Source organism: Caenimonas terrae (assembly GCF_042655405.1).
GTDB classification, from domain to species: Bacteria; Pseudomonadota; Gammaproteobacteria; order Burkholderiales; family Burkholderiaceae_C; genus Ramlibacter; species Ramlibacter terrae_A.
On sequence record NZ_JBHSMF010000010.1, the window covers coordinates 151,515 to 174,652 of the forward strand.

A 23,138-nucleotide genomic window follows, 5' to 3' on the forward strand; every position below is an offset into this window, starting at 1 on the left:
GAGTTATTTGGATCTGTTTTTCACGAACTGGACGATGCGCTGCGCGGCTTCCACGCATTCTGCGGTGCCGGCCACCAGGGCCATGCGGATGCGGCCCCGTCCCGGGTTGTTCCCCGGGGCGCCCCCATTCGCGGGATTGGCGCCGCCGCTGTCCCGGGCCAGGTAGCTGCCCGGCAGCACAGTCACATTGTATTGAGCCAGCAGGTCGCGGGCGAATGCAGTGTCGCTTTCCCCCACACCCGCCCACAGGTAGAAACCGGCGTCCGGCAGGCTGACATCGAGCACCGGCGCCAGCAAAGGCGTCACTTCCGCGAACTTTGACCGGTACATGGCGCGGTTTTCCACCACATGCCGTTCGTCGCCCCAGGCCGCGATGCTGGCCGCCTGCACCACCGGGCTCATGGCGCTGCCGTGGTATGTGCGATACAGCAGGAACTGCCTGAGCAGGCCGGCGTCGCCCGCGACGAAGCCGCTGCGCAGCCCCGGGACGTTGCTGCGCTTGGACAGGCTGGTGAAGGACACCAGGTTGCGGAAATCGCTGCGGCCCAGCCTGGCCGCCGCCTCCAGCCCGCCCAGCGGCGGCTCGTCGCGGAAATAGATCTCGCTGTAGCACTCGTCGGAGGCAATGACGAAGCCGTGCCGGTCCGACAGCTCGAACAGCATCTTCCATTCGTCCAGCGGCATCACCGCGCCGGTCGGGTTGCCCGGCGAGCAGACGAACAGCAGCTGGGTGCGGGCCCAGATGGCGGCCGGAACGCTGCCCCAGTCGATCGCGAAGTTGCGCGCCGGGTCGCTGGGTGCGTAGTACGGATCGGCGCCGCCCAGCAGGGCCGCGCCCTCGTAGATCTGGTAGAAGGGATTGGGGCAGACCACCACCGGGCGGGGGTCCGCGCCCGTGCCCGGGTCCAGCACGGTCTGCGCGAATGCGAACAGCGCCTCGCGCGAACCGTTGACCGGCAGCACCTGCGTGGCCGGGTCCAGCGCCAGTCCATAGCGGCGCTGCACCCAGCCGGTGAAGGCCGCGCGCAGCTTCGGCGTGCCGGCGGTCGGGGGGTAGGCCGCCAGGTCGGTGCTGGCGTCGTACATCGCCGCGGTCAGCGCCTGCTTGATGAATTCGGGCGTGGGGTGCTTGGGTTCGCCGATGCCCAGGCTGATCGGGCGGAAGGCGGGATCGGGCGTCACGCCCGCAAACAGCTCGCGCAGGCGCTCGAAGGGGTAGGGCTGCAGCCGGGACAACAGGGGATTCATAGGCTGTCGATTATCGCGGCATGGCCCTTGGGGGGGCCGGCACCGATTGACGCCGCCGGCCCGGCTGCATCCAATCGCAACATGACGTCTTCCCGCTGGCGCCTGTCGGATGCGCGCTTCCTGTTGATCCTGCTGCTGCCGGCCACCACGCTGCTGAACGTGCTGCTGCGGCCGCAAACGGCATTCTGGGGCGCGATCGCCATCCTGCTGCTGGTCGCCGCGGTGGACGCGTGCTGGCCGGGCGCGCAGCGTTCGCCGGCGCCGGCCGGGCCGCAGCCGCAGCTGCGCTGGCTGCTGCGGCTGTACGTGCCGCTGCAGGCCGCCTTGCTGCTGGCGGGGCTGGCGCGCGCGCCGCACCTGGACTGGCTGCAGGTGGCGGGCCTGGCCTTCGGCGTCGGCTTCGTCACCGGCAGCATGGGCATCACCTTCGCGCACGAACTGGGCCACAGCCGCCACCGTGCCGACCGCGTGCTGGCCTGGCTGCTGATGGCCAGCGTGAATTACAGCCATTTCATGGTGGAACATTACCGCGGCCACCATCCGCGCGCCGCCAGCCGCGACGATCCGGCCAGCGCGCGGCGCGGCGAAAGCCTGTGGCGCTTCCTGCCGCGCACGCTGGCAGGGAGCTGCGTCGATGCCTGGCGGCTGGAGCGGCAGATGCTGCTGCGCACCCGCCGCGGCTGGACCTCCAGTGCGCTGGCCTGGAGCTGGGGCGCCAACCTGGCGATCGTCGGCGCGCTGGCGGCGGCCGGGCAAGGGCGGATGCTGGCCTTCTGGCTCGGGCAGTCGGCCATCGCGATCTGGCTGCTGGAGACCGTGAACTACATCGAGCACTACGGCCTGCAGCGCAACGTGGACGCCACCGGCCGGCGCGAGCCCTTCGGCGTGCAGCACGCCTGGAACGCCGACCACGTGCTGAGCAACAGCGTGCTGGCCAACCTGCAGCGCCATTCGGACCACCACCTGCGGGCGCTCACGCCGTTCCCGCAACTGCAGGCGCTGCCCGGGCCGCAGCTGCCCACCGGGTATGCGGGCTGCATCTGGCTGGCCGCCGTTCCGCCGCTGTGGTTCGCGCTGATGGATCCCAAGGTGGAGGCGGTGGCCGGGACCGAGAGCGCGGAACGTGCCGCCGGCTGAGCCCTCCCGCACCGCGTGTTACCGTACGCCGGACCCGCTGCAAGGGGCCGGACAGGGCTAGCTGGCCGCGGCGCTTCAGCCAAATTCCAGGACCCGCATGACTGACCCTTGGGCGCCGCCGGAACATCGACCGGGCCGCGACGAACTGCTCGATCACGCGGTCGCCAGGCTCCAGGCCACGCGCGATCGTCCGGCCGCGCCCTGCAAGATCTGCGGCCAGCCGGCCGAGCCCTTCGACATGGTGGACTTCCACAAGTCCTGCGACCGCACGCTGTACCCGCTGGGGCTGGCGGCGATCCCCGTGATCTACCGGCGCTGCAGCGCTTGCGCGTTCATCTTCACCGACTTCTTCGACCAGTTCACCGCCGGCCAGTGGCGGGCGCACGTGTACAACGCCGATTACGCCAAGGTGGACCCGGAGTACCTGGGCGTTCGCCCGCGCGGCAATGCCCGCGACATCGTCTCGTTCCTGGCCGGCCGCCGGCGCGAGACCATCGGCCTGGACTACGGCGGCGGCGAAGGGATGACGGCGGCCCTGCTGCGCGAGAACGGCTGGGCCTTCGATTCCTACGACCCGTACGCGACCACCGAGCTCACGCCGGAATTCGCCGGCCGCTACAACTTCTGCAGCGCCTTCGAGGTGTTCGAGCACAGTCCCGATCCGGCCGGCTCGCTGCGCCAGATCCTGCAGCGCGCCTCGCCGGACGAGCTGACCGTCTACATCGGGACCGGCACCCACGACGGCATCGTGACCGACGAAACCCGGCTGTCCTGGTGGTACGTCGCCCCGCGCAACGGCCATGTCTCGATCTATTCGCGCCGCTCGCTGCAGATCCTGGCCCAACAGGCCGGCTTGCGCTACGTCGGCGCGTGGCCGTTCCGCGGCACCCATGTGCTGACGCGCGGCATCGGCGACGGTGCCGTGCGCAGCCGGCTGGTCGGCGCCAAGCTGGTCCGGCAGGCGCGAACCGTCCTGCATGCCTGGCCGAAGACCCTGCCGTAGCGGGCGACCGTAACACCCCGATGCACTGGCACCCGCAGCGGCGCGGGCGCTTCCAGAATGGGCGCTTTGCACGAAGGGCGCGCGATGGAGGCAAGGTTCCAGGACAAGGTGGTGGTCGTCACGGGGGCCGGCTCGGGCATCGGCGAAGCGGTGGCGCGGCGCTTCTCGGCCGAGGGCGCGGCGGTGGTGCTGGCGGGACGCACCCGGGCCAAGCTCGATGCCGTGGCCGCGGACCTGCCGCCCGAGCGCACGCTGGTCAAGCCGTGCGACGTCTCGAAATACCGGCAGGTGGAGGCGCTGGTGCAGGCGTCGGTCCGGCGCTTCGGCGGCCTGCACGTGATGGTCAACAACGCCGGCGTCGCGCCCGAGGGCAAGGTGACCGAAGCCTCGCTGCAGGAATGGGAAGAGGTGATGGCCATCAACGCCGGCGGCGTGTTCCACGGTTGCCGGGCCGCCATGCCGCACCTGGTCGCCAGCAAGGGCTGCATCGTCAACATGGCGTCGGTGTCCGGCCTGGGCGGCGACTGGGGCCTGAGCTTCTACAACGCCTCCAAGGGCGCGATCGTCAATTTCACCCGGGCGCTGGCGCTGGACCACGGCGGCGACGGCGTGCGGGTCAACGCGGTCTGCCCCAGCTTCACGCTGACGCCGATGACCGAGGACATGCAGCAGGACAGGAAGGTGATGGCGAAATTCAGGGAGCGCATCCCGCTCGGGCGGCCGGCCCGGCCGTCGGAGATCGCCGCCGTGGTGGCCTTCCTGGCCAGCGACGACGCCTCCATGGTGACCGGCGTGGCCTTGCCGGTGGACGGCGGCGTCACGGCGTCCAGCGGCCAGCCGAACATGGGCTAGCCGCTACAGCATTTCCAGCGGCACCGGCCCCGTGGGCCGCGGGAACAGGCGCTCCAGTTCCGCCAGCGCCTCGGCGTCCAGCGGCTGCGCCAGGGCGGCGGCATTGGCACGCACCCGGGCGGCGCTGGCGGCCTTGGGGATCGCGATCACGCCGTCCTGCGCCAGCAGCCAGCCCAGCGCGGCCTGCGCCGGCGTGATGGCCCGCCGTGCGCAAAAGGCCTGCAGCCGCCGGTCGGCCAGCAGCCGGCCCTGCTCCAGCGGCGAGTAGGCCATCACCGGGATGGCGCGCTGGCGCAGCCAGGGCAGCAGGTCGTGCTCGATGCCGCGGCGCGACAGGTTGTACAACAGCTGGTCGGTCTGCACGCCGGCGCCGCCGGGCAGCCCGGCGAGCTCGCGCATGGCGGCCAGGTCGAGATTGCTGACGCCGAAATGCCGGATCAGCCCGTCGCGCTGCAGCGCGGCGAAAGCCTCCAGCGTCTCCGCCAGCGGCACGCTGCCGGCCCAGTGCAGCAGGTAGAGATCGAGCCGGTCGGTGCCCAGCCGGCGCAGGCTGGCCTCGCAGGAGCGGCGCATCGCCTGGCGCGAGGCATTGTGCGGATAGACCTTGCTGACCAGGAACACCCCGTCGCGGCGGCCGGCGATCGCCTCGCCCACCAGGCTTTCGGCCAGCCCCTCGCCATACATTTCCGCGCTGTCGATCAGCGTCAGGCCCAGGTCGAAGCCCAGGCGCAGCGCGGCGAGTTCGGCGGCGCGCTGCGCCGGGTCCTCGCCCATGCTCCAGGTGCCCTGGCCCAGGGCGGCAACCAGCTCTCCGCTTGGCAGGCGAACGGTCTTCATCGGCTGGCGACCTCCAGGACGCCGGTGTCGAGCTGCGCGGGCAACAGGCCCAGCAGGTCCATCAGCTCGTGCGCATTGTCGGGCGCGTGCAGCTTGTCGGTGTTGTCGAAGTAGCAATAGACGTCGCGGCCGTTGCGCTGCGGCGGCGGCCCGGGCGCGATCAGGCGCGCATCGGCGGGCTGCAGGCCGTGGGTCCAGGCCCGGATGCAGTCGGCCCAGCGCGCCAGTTGCTCGCGGCTGTACTTGCTGCGGTACAGCTCGGTGGCGCCGTGCAGCCGCACATAGACGAAATCGGCAGTCACGTCTTCGTACAGCGGCCAGGGCCTGGGCGTGTCGGCGACCACCCAGGCGACGTTGTACTTGCGCAGCAGGGCGATGAAGGCCGGCGTGACGAAGCTGTCGTGCCGCACTTCCACCGCGTGGCGCATGCGCTGGTTGCGCTGCGGCTCCAGGGATTCGCGCCCGGCCATGCGGGCATCCCGGTGCCGCGCCAGCGCCGCCGCGGCAACCGTGGTCTTCGGCAGCATCCTGAGGAAGGCCTCGAACAGCGCGGGCTCGAACTGCATGTTGGGCGGGAACTGCCAGAGCACCGGCCCCAGCTTGTCGCCCAGCTCGAACAGGCCGGAGGCGAAGAAATTGGCCACCGCCGTCTGGGCATTGCGCAGGCGCAGCATGTGCGTGATGTAACGGCCGCCCTTGACGGCGAACACGAAGCCTTCGGGCGAATCCTCGGCCCACTTGGCGTAGCTGGAGGGCCGCTGCAGCGAATAGAAGGAGCCGTTGAGCTCGATGCTGGGAAACTGGCGGGCGGCGTACCACAGCTCGCGCGCCTGCTGCAGCCCGGGCGGATAGAAGTTGCCGCGCCATGGCGGGTAGCGCCAGCCTGAAACCCCGATCCGGATGCGTCCTGCCATCGCTTCCTTGTGCCAGAAAGCGGGCGCCAGCGGTCACCGCCGTAACCGCTGGTTGCAGGGGCGGGCGCCAGGCGGTCCGGTATCATCCCAGCCACCCTGCCGGGCAAGCCGGTTTCCCGCCAATGTCAGCCCTTTCCTGAAGCCAAGTGCGCCTCAATTCCATCAAGTTATCCGGGTTCAAGTCCTTCGCCGAACCCACCAACTTCATGTTGCCCGGCCAGCTGGTGGGCGTGGTCGGTCCCAACGGCTGCGGCAAGTCCAACATCATGGATGCCGTGCGCTGGGTGCTGGGCGAGTCGCGCGCCAGCGAACTGCGCGGCGAGTCGATGCAGGACGTCATCTTCAACGGCACCAACACCAGGAAGCCGTCGTCGCGCGCATCGGTGGAGCTGGTGTTCGACAACGCCGACCACCGGGCCGGCGGCCAGTGGGGCCAGTTCGCCGAGATCGCCGTCAAACGGGTGCTCACGCGCGACGGCACCAGCAGCTACTACATCAACAACCAGCCGGTGCGCCGGCGCGACGTGCAGGACGTGTTCCTGGGCACGGGACTGGGCCCGCGGGCCTACGCCATCATCGGCCAGGGCACGATCAGCCGCATCATCGAATCCAAGCCCGAGGAGCTGCGCCTGTTCCTGGAAGAGGCCGCGGGCGTGTCCAAGTACAAGGAGCGCCGGCGCGAGACCGAAAGCCGGCTGACCGACACCCGCGAGAACCTGACCCGGGTGGAGGACATCCTGCGGGAGCTGAACAGCAACCTCGACAAGCTGGAAAAGCAGGCCGAGGTGGCGCAGAAGTACAACGAGTGGCAGGCCCAGGCCACGCTCAGACAGCACCAGCTGTGGTTCCTCAAGCGCGCCGAGAGCGAAGTGGACCAGGGCCGGGTCAAGGCCGACGCCGAGAAGGCGGTCAACGACCTCGAGTCGCGCGTGGCCGACCTGCGCCGCATCGAGAGCGACCTGGAGACCATCCGCCAGGCGCACTACGCCGCCGGCGACCAGGTCAACCAGGCGCAGGGCGCGCTCTACGAAGCCAGCGCTGAAGTGGGCCGGCTGGAGGCAGAGATCCGCTTCGTGGTCGAGGGCCGGCAGCGGGTGGAGCAGCGGCTCGCCCAGCTGAAGGAACAGACCGCGCAATGGGCCGGCCGCAAGGACGACGCCAGCGCCGAGATCGAGACGCTGGCCGGGCAGGGCGTGGAAGCCGAGGAGAAGGCGATCACGCTGGCCGCGCAGCTGGAAGACCAGTCGCAGCGGCTGCCGGACCTGGAAGAGGCGCTGCGCCAGGCGCAGGCCCGCTCCGCCGAGCAGCGCACCAGCGTCGGCCAGGTGCAGCAGCAGATCCAGGTGCTGGCGGCCGACCAGCGCAACATCGAGGAGCAATCGCGGGCACTGACGCTGCGCCGCGAGAAGCTGGCCGCCGACCGCAACGCCCTGGCCGCGCCGGACGAAGTGCGCCTGACCAACCTGCAGACGCAGCTGGCCGCGGCGCAGGAAGCCGCGGAAACGGCCGACGGCCGGCTGCACGAATTGCAGGAGCAGGTGCCGGCGCTGGACGACGACCGGCGCGCCCGCCAGCAGTCGGTCAATGCCGAAGGCGGCAAGCAGGCCGACCTGTCGGCGCGGATGGAAGCGCTCAAGGCATTGCAGGAAAAGGTCAAGACCGACGGCAAGCTGCGCCCGTGGCTCGCCAAGCACGGCCTGGAGGGCCTGCAGGGCCTGTGGAGCCGCATCCACATCGAGCAGGGCTGGGAAAACGCACTGGAAGGAGCGCTGCGCGAGCGCCTCAATTCGCTGGAGGTGTCGCGGCTGGAGATGGTGCGCGCCTTCGGCAACGACGCGCCGCCGGCCAAGCTGGCCTTCTACAGCCCGCCGCAGGCCGGCGCCCCCGAAGCCGCAGCGGCGCTGCCGCGGCTGGCCGACCTGCTGCGCCTGAACGATGCCGGCCAGAAGGCGCTGCTGGTGGACTGGCTGCACGGCTGCTACACCGCGGGCAGCTTCGAGGAGGCGCTGGAAGCGCGCGCCAGGCTGCAGCCGGGCGAGGTGATCTACGTCAAGAGCGGCCATGCCGTCAGCGCGCACAGCGTGAGCTTCTACGCGCCGGACTCCGAACAGGCCGGCTTGCTGGCGCGCCAGCAGGAGATCGAGAACCTGGAAAAGCAGCTGCGCGCGCAGCACCTGATCACCGAGGAAGCGCGCTCGGCGCTGGTGCGGGCCGAGGCGGCCTACACCGATGCATCGCAGCGGCTGGTGCTGGCGCGGCGTGAAGCGGCCGAGACGCAGGGCAAGGCGCACGAACTGCAGGTCGAGACCCTGCGCCTGACGCAGCTGGCCGAGCAGACCCGGGCCCGCAGCGAGCAGATCGCCGCCGACCTGGCGGACGTGGACGGCCAGCTGGAGGAGCTGCAGGAGCGCCGCGTGACGGCCGAGGGCCGCTTCGAGGAACTGGACATGCAGCTGGCCGACAGCCAGGAGCGGCACGCGCAACTGGACGAACGCGTGATCGAGGCCGAGCGCAAGCTGGCGGAAAGCCGCGAACAGCAGCGCAGCCTGGAGCGCCAGGCGCAAGAGGCGCAGTTCTCCCAGCGCTCGCTGGAAGCGCGGCGCGCCGAGCTGCAGCGCGCCATCGCCACCGCGACGCAACAGGCCGAGACCATCGCCGTCGAGGAAGACCGGGCCCGCGAGGAACTGGCGCGGCTGACCGACGCCGCGGCGCAGGCCGGGCTGCAGAGCGCGCTGGCGCTGAAGCTGGAGCGCGAGAGCGCACTGGGCGCCAAGCGCAGCGAATACGACGACCTGACCGCGAAACTTCGCGCCAGCGACGAACGCCGGCTGCAGCTGGAACGCGAGCTGGACCCGCTGCGCCAGCGGATCGTCGAGATGCAGCTGAAGGAACAGGCGGCGCGCCTGGGCCTGGAGCAATACACGCAGCTGCTGGCCGATGCCCAGGCCGACCTGGACGCGGTAGCCAAGTCGATCCAGGAGGGCAACGTCAAGCTGGCCGGCATGCAGGGCGAGATCGACCGCCTGCACCGCGAGATCGCCTCGCTGGGCGCCGTCAACCTGGCGGCGCTGGAGGAACTGACCACGGCGCGCGAGCGCAAGCAGTTCCTGGACGCGCAGTCGGCCGACCTGAACGAGGCGATGACGACGCTGGAAGACGCGATCCGCAAGATCGACGCCGAAACCCGCGACCTGCTGGCCGGCACCTTCAACATCGTCAACGAGCACTTCGGCCGCATGTTCCCCGAGCTGTTCGGCGGCGGCAACGCCAAGCTGGTGATGACCGGCGAGGAGATCCTGGACTCGGGCGTGCAGGTGCTGGCGCAGCCGCCCGGCAAGAAGAACCAGACCATCCACCTGCTGTCCGGCGGCGAGAAGGCGCTGACGGCGATCGCGCTGGTGTTCGCGATCTTCCAGCTGAACCCGGCGCCGTTCTGCCTGCTGGACGAGGTCGACGCGCCGCTGGACGACGCCAACACCGAGCGCTACGCCAAGCTGGTGACCAGCATGAGCCGCGAGACGCAGTTCCTGTTCATCAGCCACAACAAGATCGCGATGGAGATGGCCGAGCAGCTGATCGGCGTCACCATGCAGGAGCAGGGCGTGTCGCGCATCGTCGCCGTGGACATGGATTCCGCGGTCTCGATGGCCGAAGCTGCCTGATGGACAAGTTTCCGCTGAGCAGTTTCACGCTGGGACTGGCGATCATCGGCGGCCTGGTGCTGGCCGCGCTGGTCGCCTGGCAGACCTGGACCTCGCGCCGCAACACGCCGCGCCAGCCGCAGCCGGACGCGCCCGCGTCCGCCGCCGGCCACCCGGCCGATCCGCTGGCCGAGCGGTCGGAGCCCACCTTCGACACCGACACCGATCCGGTGCCCCTGCCGCTGCCGGAGAAGCGCCCGGGGCTGGACGCGCTGATCGACATCATCGCGCCGATCGCGCTGGAGGCGCCCGCCTCCGGGGAAGCGGCGCTTGCCGCCATGCCGCCCACCCGCCGGGCCGGCAGCAAGCCGTTCGCGGTGGAAGGGCTGAGCGTGGAGACCGGCGAGTGGGAGCAGCCCCACGCCGGCCGGCGCTACAGCGCCTTCCAGGCCGGGGTGCAGATGGCCAACCGAACCGGCGCGCTCAACGAGATCGAATACTCCGAATTCGTGATGAAGGCGCAGGCCTTTGCCGACGCGGTCAACGGCGCGCCGGAATTTCCGGAGATGCTGCATGAAGTGGCGAGAGCGCGCGAGCTGGACCAGTTCGCCAGCGACCACGACGCGCAGCTGGGTTTCACGCTGCGGGCCCGCAACGCGGCCTGGAGCCCGGGCTACGTGCAGCAGAATGCGGCGCGCCTGGGCTTCGTCTCCGGCGTGATCCCGGGCCGCATGGTGCTGCCGGCGCAGGTGCATGGCATGCCGCCGGTGCTGGGCCTGAGCTTCGACACCCAGGCCGCGATGGCCGAGGATCCGGCGCTGTCGGCGATCCGCGAGGTGACGCTCAGCCTGGACGTGCCGCAGGTTGACCGCAGCGAGCGGCCGTTCGTGCGCATGCGCGAGTCGGCCATCGCGCTGGCCGCGTCGATGGACGGCCTGATCACCGACGACAACGGCCAGGTGATCCGGCCCGAATCCCTGGACGGCATCGGCGCCGACCTCGAGCAGCTGTACGACACGCTGGACGGCCGCGACCTGTCGGCCGGCTCGGCGCTGGCGCGGCGCCTGTTTTCCTGAGGGCCGGCGCGATGGCGACCAGCACGGCCGTCCGCGAGCGCGTCGACGCGCTGCGCGCGCTGCTGCACCACCACGCCCACCGCTACCACGTGCTGGATGCGCCCGAGATTCCGGACGCCGAATACGACAGGCTGTTTCGCGAGCTGCAGCGGCTGGAAGCGGAACATCCCGAGCTGCAGTCGGCCGATTCGCCGACCCAGCGCGTGGGCGGCGCGACGCTGGACGGCTTCACCAAGGTCAAGCACCGGGTGCCGATGCTGTCGATCCGCACCGAGACCGACACCGAGCCGTCGGGCGCGCAGAACTTCGACGCCCGGGTGCGGCGCGAGCTGGGCCTGGCGGAGTCGGAGCCGCCGGTGGAATACGTGGCGGAACTGAAGTTCGACGGGCTGGCGATCAACCTGCGCTACGAGGACGGCGTGCTGGTGCAGGCTGCCACCCGCGGCGACGGCGAGGTCGGCGAGGACGTGACGCAGAACATCCGCCAGATCGGCCAGATTCCGCTGAAACTTCCAGAGGACGCACCGCCCGTGCTGGAAGTGCGTGGCGAGGTCTACATGCGGCGCGACGATTTCGAGTCGCTCAATGACAAGCAGCGCGAGAAGATCGCCAGGGGCGCCAAGAACGAGAAGACCTTCGTCAATCCGCGCAACGCCGCCGCCGGTGCAGTGCGCCAGCTCGATCCGGCGATCGCGCGCCAGCGGCCGCTCAGCTTCTTCGCCTATGGCTGGGGCGAGCTGTCGCCGCCGGAAGAAGGCGGCCCGCAGTTCGAGACCCATTATCAGGCGCTGCTGACGCTGCGCTCCTGGGGCTTCCCGGTGCACAACGACACCTCGCTGGCCAGCGGCGCGGCGGAGCTCGTCGCCTTCTACAACCGCATCGGCCGGCTGCGTGACCAGTTGCCCTTCGACATCGATGGCGTGGTCTACAAGGTCAACAGCATCGCGCTGCAGAAGAAGCTGGGCTTCGTCACCCGCGAGCCGCGCTGGGCAGTGGCGCACAAGTACCCGGCGCAGGAGCAGCTGACGACGGTGGAAGCGATCGACGTGCAGGTCGGGCGCACCGGCAAGCTCACGCCGGTGGCCAAGCTGGCGCCGGTGTTCGTCGGCGGCGTCACCGTGACCAACGCCACGCTGCACAACGAGGACGAGGCGCGGCGCAAGGACGTGCGGGTCGGCGACACGGTGATCGTGCGGCGCGCCGGCGACGTGATCCCGGAAGTGGTGGCCGTGGTGCCGGACAAGCGGGTCAAGGATGCGCCGGTGTTCACCATGCCGCGCAAATGCCCGGTGTGCGGCTCCGACGCCGTGCGCGAGGAAGGCGAGGTCGACTACCGCTGCACCGGCGGCCTGTTCTGCGGCGCCCAGCGCAAGGAGGCGATCCTGCATTTCGCCCAGCGCCGGGCGATGGACATCGAGGGCCTGGGCGACAAGCTGGTGGACCAGATGGTGGACGCCGGCGTGATCCGCACCTTGCCCGATCTCTACCGGCTGGGGCTGGCGAACCTCGTCGCGCTGGAGCGGATGGCCGAGAAGTCGGCGCAGAACGTGCTGGCGGCGCTGGAGAAATCCAAGCAGGCGACGCTGCCGCGCTTTCTCTACGGCCTGGGCATCCGCCATGTCGGCGAGGCGACCGCGCGCGACCTGGTGCGCCACTTCGGCAAGATGGACGCGATCATGGACGCCAGCGTGGCGCAGCTGCTCGAAGTGCCGGACGTGGGGCCGGTGGTGGCCGAGAGCATCCACACCTTCTTCGCCCAGCCGCACAACCGCGAAGTCGTCGAACAGCTGCGCGCTGCCGGCGTGACCTGGCCGGAGAACGAGCCCGAGGCGCGCGCGGTGCTGCCGCTGGCCGGCAAGACGGTGGTGCTGACCGGGACGCTGCCCACGCTCAGCCGCGACGAAGCCAAGGACCTGCTGGAGGCGGCCGGCGCCAAGGTGGCCGGCTCGGTCAGCAAGAAGACCGACTACGTTGTCGCCGGCACCGAGGCCGGCAGCAAGCTGGAGAAGGCGCAGCAGCTGGGGCTCGCGATCCTGGATGAACAGGGACTGCGCGACCTGCTCGCCGGCCGGTGAACGGGTCTGGGGTCACTGTCATCCCGGGTCGAGCCCGGCATGACAGACGCGGCTATGCTTGTGCCCATGACAATCCGTGAAATTCTCAAGATGGGCGACGAGCGCCTGCTGCGCGTCGCCAAGCCGGTGGCGCAGTTCGACAGCGACGAGGTGCACCTGCTGGTGTCCGACATGTTCGAGACCATGCGCGCGGTCAACGGCGCCGGCCTGGCGGCGCCGCAGATCGGCATCGACCTGCAGCTGGTGATCTTCGGCACCGACGCGCCCAACCCGCGCTATCCCGATGCGCCGCCGGTGCCGCGCACCGTGCTGCTCAATCCGGTGGTCACGCCGATCGGCGAGGCCGAGGAGAGCGACTGGGAGGGCTGCCTGTCGGTGCCCGGCCTGCGCGCCGTGGTGCCGCGCTGGGCCAAGGTGCGCTACCAGGGCTTCGACCAGTACGGCGACCCGATCGACCGCACCGTGGAGGGCTTCCACGCCCGGGTGGTGCAGCACGAATGCGACCATCTGGTCGGCAAGCTTTATCCGATGCGCGTGCGAGATTTCACGAAGTTCGGCTTCACCGAGGTGCTGTTTCCGGGCCTGGACGCGACCGCCGACGACTGAAGGCGGGATCCCCCGCGCCGCCGCCCCATTGGCGAAAAAAGGCGTGACCACGATTGCAGAAACATGCCGGCGCGCCGCCGCATTTTTGCGTGGCAGCGTCTCGAGAACAACCGAGGCCATCCGCCGTGCCCACACAAAGCGCCCGGGCGGCAATTCGGGCCTAATGGGCCATGTCCTCCCAGCCCGCAGCGCGCGCGGAACCTGCGCCCCTGCCCAGCGGCTACCACGTCAAGCTCGAAACCGTCACCGGCAGCGGTGCCGACATCCAGCTGCGCTCGCTGCTGGACCGCGTCCAGTACCACGACCCCGATGGCGACGCCGAGCGCGCCGGCATCGCGCCGGCCTCCTGGCCGCTGTTCGGGCTGCTGTGGCCCTCGGGCCAGGTCCTTGCCGGCGTGATGTCCACCTACGCGATCGCCGGCAAGCGCGTGCTGGAATTGGGTTGCGGCCTGGGGCTGGCCAGCATGGTGGTGCACCGGCGCGGCGGCGACGTCACCGCCACCGACTGCCACCCGCTGGCCCCGCTGTTCCTGTCCGAGAACCTCGAGCTCAACGGCCTGCCGGTGATGAAATTCAGCGCCGCCCACTGGAGCCGTCCCAATCCGCTGCTGGGCCTGTTCGACGTGATCATCGGCAGCGACGTGCTGTACGACCGCGAGCAGCCCGAGGCGCTGTCGCAGTTCATCGCCCTGCATTCGGGACCCGGCGTGGAGGTGCTGATCGTCGATCCCAACCGCGGCAACCAGGGCCGCTTCAGCACCCGCATGGGCCAGCTGGGCTACTCCCACCGCTCCACGCTGATTGCCTGCCTGCCCGACGGCGTTCCCTACCGCGGACGGCTGCACCGCTACCTGCGTTGAGCGGTGCGCATTCAGGAAGCAAGCGCCTCGAGCAGCTCGGTCTCGATCTCGATCTGCTGCTTGTTGTGCTGCAGTTCCGGGCCGTCGATCAGGAAGGTGTCTTCGACCCGCTCGCCCAGCGTTGAAACCTTGGCCAGCTGCAGGTTGATCTTGTGGCGCGCCAGCACCCGCGCCACCGAATACAGCAGTCCCGCGCGGTCGCTGGCGGAGATGCTCAGCAGCCAGCGCTGGGCCTTTTCGTCGGGTCGCAGGTCCACCCGCGGCGCCACCGGGAAGCTCTTGACCCGGCGCGACACGCGGCCGCGGCTGGGCGGCGGCAACGGGCCGGCTTTCTCCAGCGTGCGGGTCAGGTCCGACTCCACCATGTTGATCAGCTCGCGGTTGTGCTCCGGCAGCATCGAGCTGACCACCTGGAAGGTGTCCAGCGCGTAGTCGCTGCTGGTGGTGTGGACCTTGGCGTCCAGGATGCTGAAGCCGGCGCCGTCGAAATAGCCGCAGATGCGCGCGAACAGATCGGGCTGGTCCGGCGTGTAGACCAGCACCTGCAGGCCTTCGCCCACCGGCGACAGCCGGGCCCGGACGATGGTCTTGCCCTGGCCGACATAGCGCGAGATGTGGCGGGTGTGCCAGGCGATCTCGCCGGCGTCGTGGCGCATGAAGTAGCCCACGTCCAGCCGGTCCCACAGCTTCTTGTGGACCTCGAAGGGCAGCGCCGCCAGCGCCAGCTGCACCAGCGCCTCGCGCTTGCGGGCCTCGATCTCGGCCGCCGCGTCCGGCGCCCGGCCGCCCAGCACCCGCAGCGTGGCGCGGTACAGGTCCTCCAGCAGCTTGCCCTTCCAGTTGTTCCAGACCTTGGGGCTGGTGCCGCGGATGTCGGCCACCGTCAGCAGGTACAGCGCCGTGAGGTAGCGTTCGTTGCCGACTCGCGCGGCGAAGGCGGAGATCACGTCCGGATTGCTCAGGTCTTCCTTCTGCGCGATCCGGCTCATCGCCAGGTGCTCGCGCACCAGGAAGGTGATCAGCTTGCAGTCCTCCACATCCACCTCATGCTGCTTGCAGAACAGGTGGACGTCGCGCGCCCCCAGCTCCGAATGGTCGCCGCCGCGGCCCTTGGCGATGTCGTGGAACAGGGCCGCCACGTACAGGATCCAGGGCTTGTCCCAGCCGGCCGCCAGCTGCGAGCAGAACGGGTATTCGTGGGCATGCTCGGGGATGAAGAAGCGCCGCACGTTGCGCACCACCATCAGGATGTGCTGGTCCACCGTGTAGACATGGAACAGGTCGTGCTGCATCTGGCCGACGATCCGGCGGAACGCCCACAGGTAGCGCCCCAGCACCGAAGTCTGGTTCATCAGGCGCAGCGCGTGGGTGATGCCTTCGGGCTGCAGCAGCATCTGCTTGAAGGTGGCGTGGTTGACCGGGTCGTTGCGGAAGTCCGCGTCCATCACCGTGCGGGCGTTGTACAGCGCCCGCAGCGTGCGCGCCGACAGGCCCTTGACGCCGACGGTGGTCTGGTAGATCAGGAAGGTCTCCAGGATCGCGTGCGGGTTCTTCAGGTACAGGTCGTCGCTGGCCACCTCCACCATGCCGGCCTTGTTCAGGAAGCGCTCGTTGATCGGCTCGGGCGGCGGCGTGTTGGGATCCAGCCGCTCGGCGATGTTCAGCAGCAGGATCTGGTTGAGCTGGGTGACGGCCTTGGCTGCCCAGTAATAGCGCTTCATCAGCGACTCGCTGGAGCGCGACATCACGCGTCCGGTCTTGGCGTCGATGCGCGCCGTGAAGCCGAAGGATTCCGCCACCGCCGTCTGCAGGTCGAACACCAGCCGGTCCTCGCGCCGCTGCGCCACCAGGTGCAGCCGGGCCCGGATCAGGCTCAGGAGCGCCTCGTTGCGCTTGATCTGGCGCACCTCGAAGGGAGTCGCCAGCCCCGAGCGCGCCAGGTCGTCCCAGCTGCTGCCGAAGCCGGCCGCCTTGGCCACCCACAGGATCACCTGCAGGTCGCGCAGGCCGCCCGGCGATTCCTTGCAGTTCGGCTCCAGCGAGTAGGGTGTGTTCTCGAACTTGTTGTGGCGCTGGCGCATCTCCAGCGTCTTGGCCACGTAGAAGGCGCGCGGGTCCATGGCGGCGTCGAAGCGCTGCTGGAACGCCGCGTGCAGCTTGCGCGCGCCGGTGACCAGCCGCGATTCCAGCAGCGAGGTCTGCACGGTGACGTCCTGCGCGGCCTGCGTCGCGCATTCGGACACGGTGCGCACGCTGGAGCCGATCTCCAGGCCGATGTCCCAGCACTGGCCGATGAAGTCCTCCACCTTGCGCTTGAGGTCGGGTTGCTGGTCGATCGAGGTGCCGTCGGGCATCAGCACCACGACGTCGATGTCGGAAAAGGGAAAGAGCTCGCCGCGGCCGTAGCCGCCCACCGCGATCAGGGCGAACTGCGCCGGCATCCCGGCGTGGGTCCACAACAGGCGCAGCGTGTCGTCGGCGTTGCGGGCCAGCGCCTGCAGCAGCTTGCGGATCCCGCGCACCGAGGTGCCCTTGGCCTGCATCGACGCCAGCAGCTGCGCCTTGCTGCTGCGGTAGCTGTCGCGCAAGTCCTGGATGTCGGCCATGGCGCGGGGCGGACGGATCAGGCGTTGACGAAGGGCGGCGGCGGCGGGCTGCCGGCCGACAGGGTCAGCACCTCGTAGCCGGTCTCGGTGACCAGCACGGTGTGTTCCCACTGCGCCGACAGCGAATGGTCCTTGGTGACGATGGTCCAGCCGTCGTTGCCGAACTCCTTCACGTCGCGGCGGCCGGCGTTGATCATCGGCTCGATGGTGAAGGTCATGCCCGGCTTGAGCTCGTCCAGGGTGCCGGGCTTGCCGTAATGCAGCACCTGCGGCTCCTCGTGGAAGTTGCGGCCGATGCCGTGGCCGCAGAACTCGCGCACTACCGAAAAGCCGTTCTTCTCGGCGAACTGCTGGATCGCCCAGCCGATGTCGCCCAGGTGGATGCCGGGCTTGACCCTGCTGATGCCGTGCCACATGGCGTCGTAGGTCAGCGCCACCAGCCGCTTGGCGGCGATCGAGACCTCGCCGACCATGAACATGCGGCTGGTGTCGCCATACCAGCCGTCCTTGATCACGGTGACGTCGACGTTGACGATGTCGCCCTTCTTGAGCGGCTTGTCGTTGGGGATGCCGTGGCACACCACGTGGTTGACCGAGGTGCACAGCGAGGCGGGATAGGGCGGATAGCCCGAGGGCTGGTAGCCCAGCGTGGCGGAAATCGAGCCCTGGGTCTGCATGCACTCCGATGCCAGCCGGTCGATCTCCCGGGTGGTGATGCCGGGCTGGATGTGCGGCGTCAGGTAATCCAGCACCTCGGCCGCCAGCCGGCAGGCCGTCTTCATGCCCTGGATGCCTGCCTCGTCTTTGTAGGTAATGCTCATGGCCCCAATTATCCCAGAGGGCGGCGCCGCGCACGGGGGCAGGACGGCAAGTCCCTGCCCGGGCCGCTGGCGCCGGCCGGACCGGAGATAATCGCGGCAACCTCCTTGCCGAATCCCTTGAACGCTCCACCCGCCTGGCTGCTCCGCGCAGCCCCCACCGACCCCAACGCCGTGGACCAGTGGGTCAGCTCGCCGGCCCGGCTGGCCGCAGTCGCGAGCACCGGCCTGGACGGCAGCGAACCGGAGGAAAGCTTCGACAGCCTCACCAAGCTGGCCGCCCGGCTGCTGAAGGTGCCGGCCAGCTTCATCTCGGTGGTGGGCGCCGACCGCGATTTCTACAAGAGCCAGGTCGGCTTCCCGGAGCCGCTGGCGCAGGCGCGGGCGCTGCCGGGGCGCACCTTCTGCCACTACACGCTGGCCGCCGACCAGGTGCTGGTGATCGACGACACCCACGCCGACCCGGTCTGGCGCGCCGTGCCCACGGTCCAGACGCTGGGCGTGCGCGCCTATGTGGGCGTGCCGCTGCGGGTGGGCGGCGAAACCGTGGGCAGCTTCTGCGTGATCGACATGGAGCCGCGGCGCTGGTCGGACGAGGAGCTGGAAACCCTGCGCCAGCTGGCCATCTCGGCCGGCCGCGAACTGGGGCTGCGCGCGGCCCTGGCCGAAGCCCGGGCCGACTCGGAAGATGCCCGCGCGCTGGCCCGCTCGCGCGAGGAGGTGGTCGCCGTGGTGGCACACGACCTGCGCACGCCGCTGCAGATCCTGCAACTGAGCGCGACGCTGCTGCAGCGGCAGATGCCGCAGGAGCAGCGGCCGGTGATCGGCCGGATGGTCAAGGCGATCGACTCGATGAAATCCATGGCCGAGGGCCTGCTGTCGTCCAGCGCGCTGCTGGCGCCGTCGGCCGGCCGGTCCCGCGCGGTCGGCGCCAGCGAGCTGGCCCGCGACGCGGTGGCGATGATGGCGCCCATCGCCGAGCGCGCCGGCATCGAGCTGCAGCTGTCGGCGCTCGATGAGGCGTCGATCAGCATCGACTACGCCCGCATGCTGCGGGTGCTGGGCAATGTCATCGGCAACGCCATCAAGTACTCGCCGTCCGGCACCGCGGTGCTGGTGGGCGCCACCCGGATGGGCGCGGAACTGCTGCTGACCGTCACCGACCAGGGCCGCGGCATGACGGCGACCGAGCTGGAGCGCGCCTTCGACAGCGGCTGGCAGGGCGCCGAGGGCATGGTGCGCGGCGACGGCGCCGGTCTGGGCCTGTTCATCGTCCGCACCCTCGTGGAGGAGCACGGCGGCCGCGTCGAGATCGCCAGCCAGCCGGGGCTGGGCACCGCGCTGACCGTCGTCCTGCCCTGCCAGTAGCCGGCGGGCGCGCCCGTTAAAATGGGTCGTTCAACGGCGCGCCCCAGTCAGCGGCGTGCCGGCCCGATCCCAGACCCACCAGGCCAAACAGTGACCCTGCACATCACCGAGTTCGAGGGCGGCAATGCCCTCGGCGAGTTCCGCGTCCAGCAACTGCTTCCCCGGCTGGCCGCGATCAGCGACCGGATCACCGGCTTGGCGGCCCGCTTCGTGCACCTGGTCGCCACCGACGCCCCACCGACCGAGGCCGACCGGGCGCGGCTGGCAGCGCTGCTGACGTACGGCGAGCCGGCCGCCGGGCCGGCGGACGGCGCGCTGATCGTCGTGACGCCGCGCCTGGGCACCATCTCGCCCTGGGCCTCCAAGGCCACCGACATCGCCCACAACTGCGGCATCGCGCTCAAGCGGATCGAGCGCGCCACCGAATACCGGCTGGCGCTCAAATCGGGCCTGCTGTCGCGGGGCGGGCTGGACGCGGCGCAACTGCAGGCGGCCGCGGCGCTGCTGCACGACCGCATGACCGAGAGCGTGCTGTTCTCGCGCGAGCAGGCCCGCGGCCTGTTCGCCGAACTGCCGCCGGTGCCGATGGAGCAGGTGCCGCTGCTGGCCGGCGGCCGGGCGGCGCTGGAGCAGGCCAACGCCCGCTTCGGCCTGGCGCTGGCCGACGACGAGATCGACTACCTGCTGCAGGCCTTCCGCGAGCTGGGCCGCGACCCGACCGACGTCGAGCTGATGATGTTCGCGCAGGCCAACAGCGAGCACTGCCGGCACAAGATCTTCAACGCCGCCTTCACCATCGACGGCGTGCCGCAGGACAAGAGCATGTTCGGCATGATCCGCAACACCCACCGGCTGGCACCGCAGCACACCATCGTGGCCTATTCGGACAACGCGTCGGTGATGGAAGGCCACCAGCTGGAGCGCTTCAGTCCAACGACCTCGGGCAGCTACGCCAAGGGCGACGCGCTGCACCACGTGCTGATGAAGGTGGAAACGCACAACCACCCGACGGCGATCTCGCCGTTCCCCGGTGCGTCGACCGGCGCCGGCGGCGAGATCCGCGACGAGGGCGCGACCGGAAGAGGCTCCAGGCCCAAGGCCGGCCTGACCGGCTTCACCGTGTCGAAGCTGTGGGGCGGCTGGTCCGACCAGGCCGGCGGCAAGCCGGACCACATCGCCAGCCCGCTGCAGATCATGGTGGAGGGACCGCTGGGCGGCGCCGCCTTCAACAACGAGTTCGGCCGGCCCAACCTGCTGGGCTATTTCCGCGAGTACGAGCAGCAGGCCGCTTCCGACGTGGACAGCGTGCCGCGCGGCTACCACAAGCCGATCATGATCGCCGGCGGGCTGGGCAGCATCGACGCCGGCCAGACCGCCAAGATCGCGTTTCCGGCCGGCAGCCTGCTGGTGCAGCTGGGCGGCCCGGGCATGCGCATCGGCATGGGCGGCAGCGCCGCCAGCTCGATGGCCACCGGCACCAACGCGGCGCAGCTGGATTTCGATTCGGTGCAGCGCGGCAACCCGGAGATCGAGCGCCGCGCCCAGGAGGTGATCAACCGCTGCGTCGCGCAAGGCGATGCCAACCCGATCCTGGCGATCCACGACGTCGGCGCCGGCGGCCTGTCCAACGCCTTCCCGGAACTGACCAACGACGCCGGCCGCGGCGCCCGCTTCGAGCTGCGCCAGGTGCCGGTGCTGGAGTCGGGCATGGCGCCCAAGGAGATCTGGTGCAACGAGAGCCAGGAGCGCTACGTGCTGGCAATCGCCCCGCAGTCGCTGCCGCAGTTCCAGGCCCTGTGCGAGCGCGAGCGCTGCCCGTTCTCGGTGGTCGGCGTGGCGACGCAGGAGCGCCAGCTGGTGCTGGCCGACGCCGCAGCCGCTCCGGTGGACATGCCGATGGACGTGCTGCTGGGCAAGCCGCCGAAGATGCACCGCGACGTGGCGACCGTCCGGCGCGCGTTCCAGCCGGTGAACCTGACCGGCGTGGCGCTGCAGGACGCGGCGATCCGGGTGCTGGCCCACCCGACCGTCGCCTCCAAGCGCTTCCTCATCACGATCGGCGACCGCACGGTGGGCGGCCTGACGCACCGCGACCAGATGGTCGGCCCCTGGCAGGTGCCGGTGGCCGATTGCGCCGTGACGCTGGCCGATTACCGCGGCTTCGCCGGCGAGGCGATGAGCATGGGCGAGCGCACGCCGCTGGCCGCGGTCGACGCGCCGGCGTCCGGCCGGATGGCGGTGGCGGAGGCGATCACCAACCTGCTGGCCGCGCCGATCGAGCTGGCGCGGGTCAAGCTGTCGGCCAACTGGATGGCCGCCTGCGGCGAACCGGGCGAGGACGCGGCGCTGTATGAAACCGTGCGGGCGGTCGGCATGGAGCTGTGCCCGGCGCTTGGCATCTCGATTCCCGTGGGCAAGGACAGCCTGTCGATGCGCACCCAGTGGGAGGAGGCCGGGCAGAAGAAGAAGGTGACCTCGCCGGTCAGCCTGATCGTCAGCGCCTTCGCCACGCTGGCCGACGTGCGCGGCACGCTGACGCCGCAGCTCGATGCGAAGGAGGACGACACCACGCTGGTCCTCCTCGACCTCGGCAAGGGCCGCAACCGGATGGGCGGCAGCATCCTGGCCCAGGTGCTGGACCAGGTCGGCGACAGCGTGCCGGACCTGGACGACCCGCAGGACCTGGTGAAGCTGGTCAATGCAGTGAACCAGCTGCGCGCCGCCGGCCAGATCCTCGCGTACCACGACCGCAGCGACGGCGGGCTGTTCGCCGCTGCCTGCGAGATGGCCTTTGCCGGCCACGTCGGCGTGGCGCTGAACGTGGACCTGCTGGTGACCGAGGGCGACGGCATCTCCGACAGCCGCGCCGATGTCGGCGACGCCAAGAACTGGGCCGCCCAGGTGGCGCCGCGCCGTGACGAACTGACGCTCAAGGCGCTGTTCAACGAGGAGCTGGGCGTGCTGCTGCAGGTGCGCACCGCCGAGCGCAACGCCGTCATGCAGACCCTGCGCCAGCACGGCCTGAGCAAGCACAGCCACTTCGTCGGCAAGACCCGTCCCCTGTCGTCCACCATCGACGCCGGCAAGGGCGAGGTGCAGGTGTGGCGGGACACCAGGGCGGTGTTCAGCGCGAAGCTGCAGGACCTGCACCAGGTCTGGGACAGCGTCAGCTGGAAGATCTGCCGGCTGCGCGACAACCCCGCCGGCGCGGATGCCGAGCACGCCGCGGCCGGCGCCCCCGCCGATCCGGGCCTGCACGTCTTTCTGCCAACGCCCGTTCGGGCTGAGCCTGTCGAAGCCCCGTCACTCAACCTCAGCCGCCCCAAGGTCGCCATCCTGCGCGAGCAGGGCGTCAACTCGCAGGTGGAGATGGCCTATGCCTTCACCGAGGCCGGCTTCGAGGCGATCGACGTCCACATGACCGACCTGCAAAGCGGCCGCGTCAGGCTGTCGGACATGCAGGGCGCGGTGGCCTGCGGCGGCTTCAGCTACGGCGACACGCTGGGCGCCGGCATCGGCTGGGCCCGCAGCATCCTGTTCAATCCGCAGCTGGCGCAGCAGTTCCAGGCCTTCTTCGCACGCGACGACAGCTTCATGCTGGGCGTGTGCAACGGCTGCCAGATGCTGGCCGAGCTGGCCGACATCATTCCGGGCGCGCAGGCCTGGCCGCGCTTCACCACCAACCGCAGCGAGCGCTACGAGGCGCGGCTGTCTCAGGTGGAGGTGCTGCAGTCGCCCAGCCTGTTCTTCCAGGGCATGGCCGGCATGCGGCTGCCGATCGCGGTGGCCCATGGCGAGGGCTACGCCAACTTCGCCCAGCGCGGCGACCGGCCCAGCGTGCTGGCGGCGATGCGCTTCACCGACCACCATGGGCAGGCCACCGAAAGCTATCCGCTCAACCCCAACGGCAGCCCGGGCGGGCTGACGGCCGTCACCACCGCCGACGGCCGCTTCACCGCCATGATGCCGCACGCCGAGCGGGTGTTCCGCAACGTGCAGATGTCGTGGACCGACGGCGATCCGGCCGCGTCCAGCCCGTGGCTGCAGCTGTGGCGCAATGCGCGCCGCTGGGTCGGTTAGCACCGCCATCGACGCGG

General features: G+C 70.1%; 15 protein-coding genes. 10 read left to right on the forward strand and 5 right to left on the reverse strand.

Features of this window, described 5'->3' with window-relative positions; all coding sequences use genetic code 11:
• Window positions 1-3: 3 nt before the first annotated feature.
• The gene (gene dapC, locus ACFPOE_RS19970) at window positions 4-1,248 is read right to left on the reverse strand and encodes a succinyldiaminopimelate transaminase (protein ID WP_376852078.1); all 1,245 of its coding nucleotides are present in this window, start codon (window positions 1,246-1,248) and stop codon (window positions 4-6) included.
• Window positions 1,249-1,329: 81 nt separating this feature from the next.
• Here dapC and ACFPOE_RS19975 point away from each other — a divergent pair, with 81 nt between their 5' ends.
• From ACFPOE_RS19975 to budC, 3 genes are all read left to right on the forward strand, one after another.
• The gene (locus tag ACFPOE_RS19975) at window positions 1,330-2,385 is read left to right on the forward strand and encodes an alkane 1-monooxygenase (RefSeq protein WP_376852079.1); all 1,056 of its coding nucleotides are present in this window, start codon (window positions 1,330-1,332) and stop codon (window positions 2,383-2,385) included.
• Window positions 2,386-2,482: 97 nt separating this feature from the next.
• On the forward strand, window positions 2,483-3,388 hold the full coding sequence (locus ACFPOE_RS19980) for a class I SAM-dependent methyltransferase (RefSeq protein WP_376852080.1): 906 nt from the start codon (window positions 2,483-2,485) through the stop codon (window positions 3,386-3,388).
• 84 nt (window positions 3,389-3,472) lie between these two features.
• Entirely contained in the window at window positions 3,473-4,240 is a 768-nt protein-coding gene (gene budC / locus ACFPOE_RS19985; RefSeq protein ID WP_376852081.1) for a meso-2,3-butanediol dehydrogenase, read from the forward strand.
• A gap of 3 nt (window positions 4,241-4,243) precedes the next feature.
• On the opposite strand, the gene ACFPOE_RS19990 is transcribed toward budC, so the two are convergent.
• Window positions 4,244-5,077 carry an aldo/keto reductase gene (locus ACFPOE_RS19990; RefSeq protein ID WP_376852082.1) on the reverse strand — a complete coding sequence of 278 codons (834 nt, stop codon included), beginning with the start codon at window positions 5,075-5,077 and terminating at the stop codon, window positions 4,244-4,246.
• Window positions 5,074-5,991, reverse strand: a complete 918-nt coding sequence (locus tag ACFPOE_RS19995; protein WP_376852083.1) for a DUF72 domain-containing protein — start codon at window positions 5,989-5,991, stop codon at window positions 5,074-5,076. The genes ACFPOE_RS19990 and ACFPOE_RS19995 overlap by 4 nt, the downstream gene beginning before the upstream one ends.
• A gap of 146 nt (window positions 5,992-6,137) precedes the next feature.
• On the opposite strand from ACFPOE_RS19995, the gene smc reads away from it, so the two are divergent.
• The 5 genes from smc (at window position 6,138) to ACFPOE_RS20020 (ending at window position 14,249) form a co-directional block, all read left to right on the forward strand.
• Window positions 6,138-9,653 (forward strand): chromosome segregation protein SMC, encoded by a 3,516-nt coding sequence (gene smc / locus ACFPOE_RS20000; RefSeq protein ID WP_376852084.1) that lies wholly within the window; start codon window positions 6,138-6,140, stop codon window positions 9,651-9,653.
• A gap of 14 nt (window positions 9,654-9,667) precedes the next feature.
• Window positions 9,668-10,708: a cell division protein FtsZ gene (locus ACFPOE_RS20005; RefSeq protein WP_376852458.1), complete on the forward strand. Its 1,041-nt coding sequence runs from the start codon at window positions 9,668-9,670 to the stop codon at window positions 10,706-10,708.
• A gap of 11 nt (window positions 10,709-10,719) precedes the next feature.
• Window positions 10,720-12,783, forward strand: a complete 2,064-nt coding sequence (gene ligA / locus ACFPOE_RS20010; RefSeq protein ID WP_376852085.1) for an NAD-dependent DNA ligase LigA — start codon at window positions 10,720-10,722, stop codon at window positions 12,781-12,783.
• Between the two features lie 66 nt (window positions 12,784-12,849).
• Complete coding sequence (gene def, locus ACFPOE_RS20015; RefSeq protein ID WP_376852086.1) at window positions 12,850-13,389, forward strand: peptide deformylase; 540 nt, start codon at window positions 12,850-12,852, stop codon at window positions 13,387-13,389.
• Between the two features lie 170 nt (window positions 13,390-13,559).
• Window positions 13,560-14,249, forward strand: a complete 690-nt coding sequence (locus ACFPOE_RS20020) for a class I SAM-dependent methyltransferase (RefSeq protein WP_376852087.1) — start codon at window positions 13,560-13,562, stop codon at window positions 14,247-14,249.
• Window positions 14,250-14,260: 11 nt separating this feature from the next.
• Here ACFPOE_RS20020 and ACFPOE_RS20025 read toward each other — a convergent pair whose 3' ends face one another.
• Both ACFPOE_RS20025 and map read right to left on the reverse strand, forming a co-directional pair.
• Window positions 14,261-16,855, reverse strand: coding sequence for a [protein-PII] uridylyltransferase (locus tag ACFPOE_RS20025; protein ID WP_376852088.1), 2,595 nt, complete (start codon window positions 16,853-16,855; stop codon window positions 14,261-14,263).
• 17 nt (window positions 16,856-16,872) lie between these two features.
• Window positions 16,873-17,676, reverse strand: a complete 804-nt coding sequence (gene map / locus ACFPOE_RS20030) for a type I methionyl aminopeptidase (RefSeq protein WP_376852089.1) — start codon at window positions 17,674-17,676, stop codon at window positions 16,873-16,875.
• 117 nt (window positions 17,677-17,793) lie between these two features.
• On the opposite strand from map, the gene ACFPOE_RS20035 reads away from it, so the two are divergent.
• Both ACFPOE_RS20035 and purL read left to right on the forward strand, forming a co-directional pair.
• Window positions 17,794-19,041: a sensor histidine kinase gene (locus ACFPOE_RS20035; protein WP_376852090.1), complete on the forward strand. Its 1,248-nt coding sequence runs from the start codon at window positions 17,794-17,796 to the stop codon at window positions 19,039-19,041.
• 90 nt (window positions 19,042-19,131) lie between these two features.
• The gene (gene purL / locus ACFPOE_RS20040) at window positions 19,132-23,121 is read left to right on the forward strand and encodes a phosphoribosylformylglycinamidine synthase (RefSeq protein WP_376852091.1); all 3,990 of its coding nucleotides are present in this window, start codon (window positions 19,132-19,134) and stop codon (window positions 23,119-23,121) included.
• Window positions 23,122-23,138: the final 17 nt, after the last annotated feature.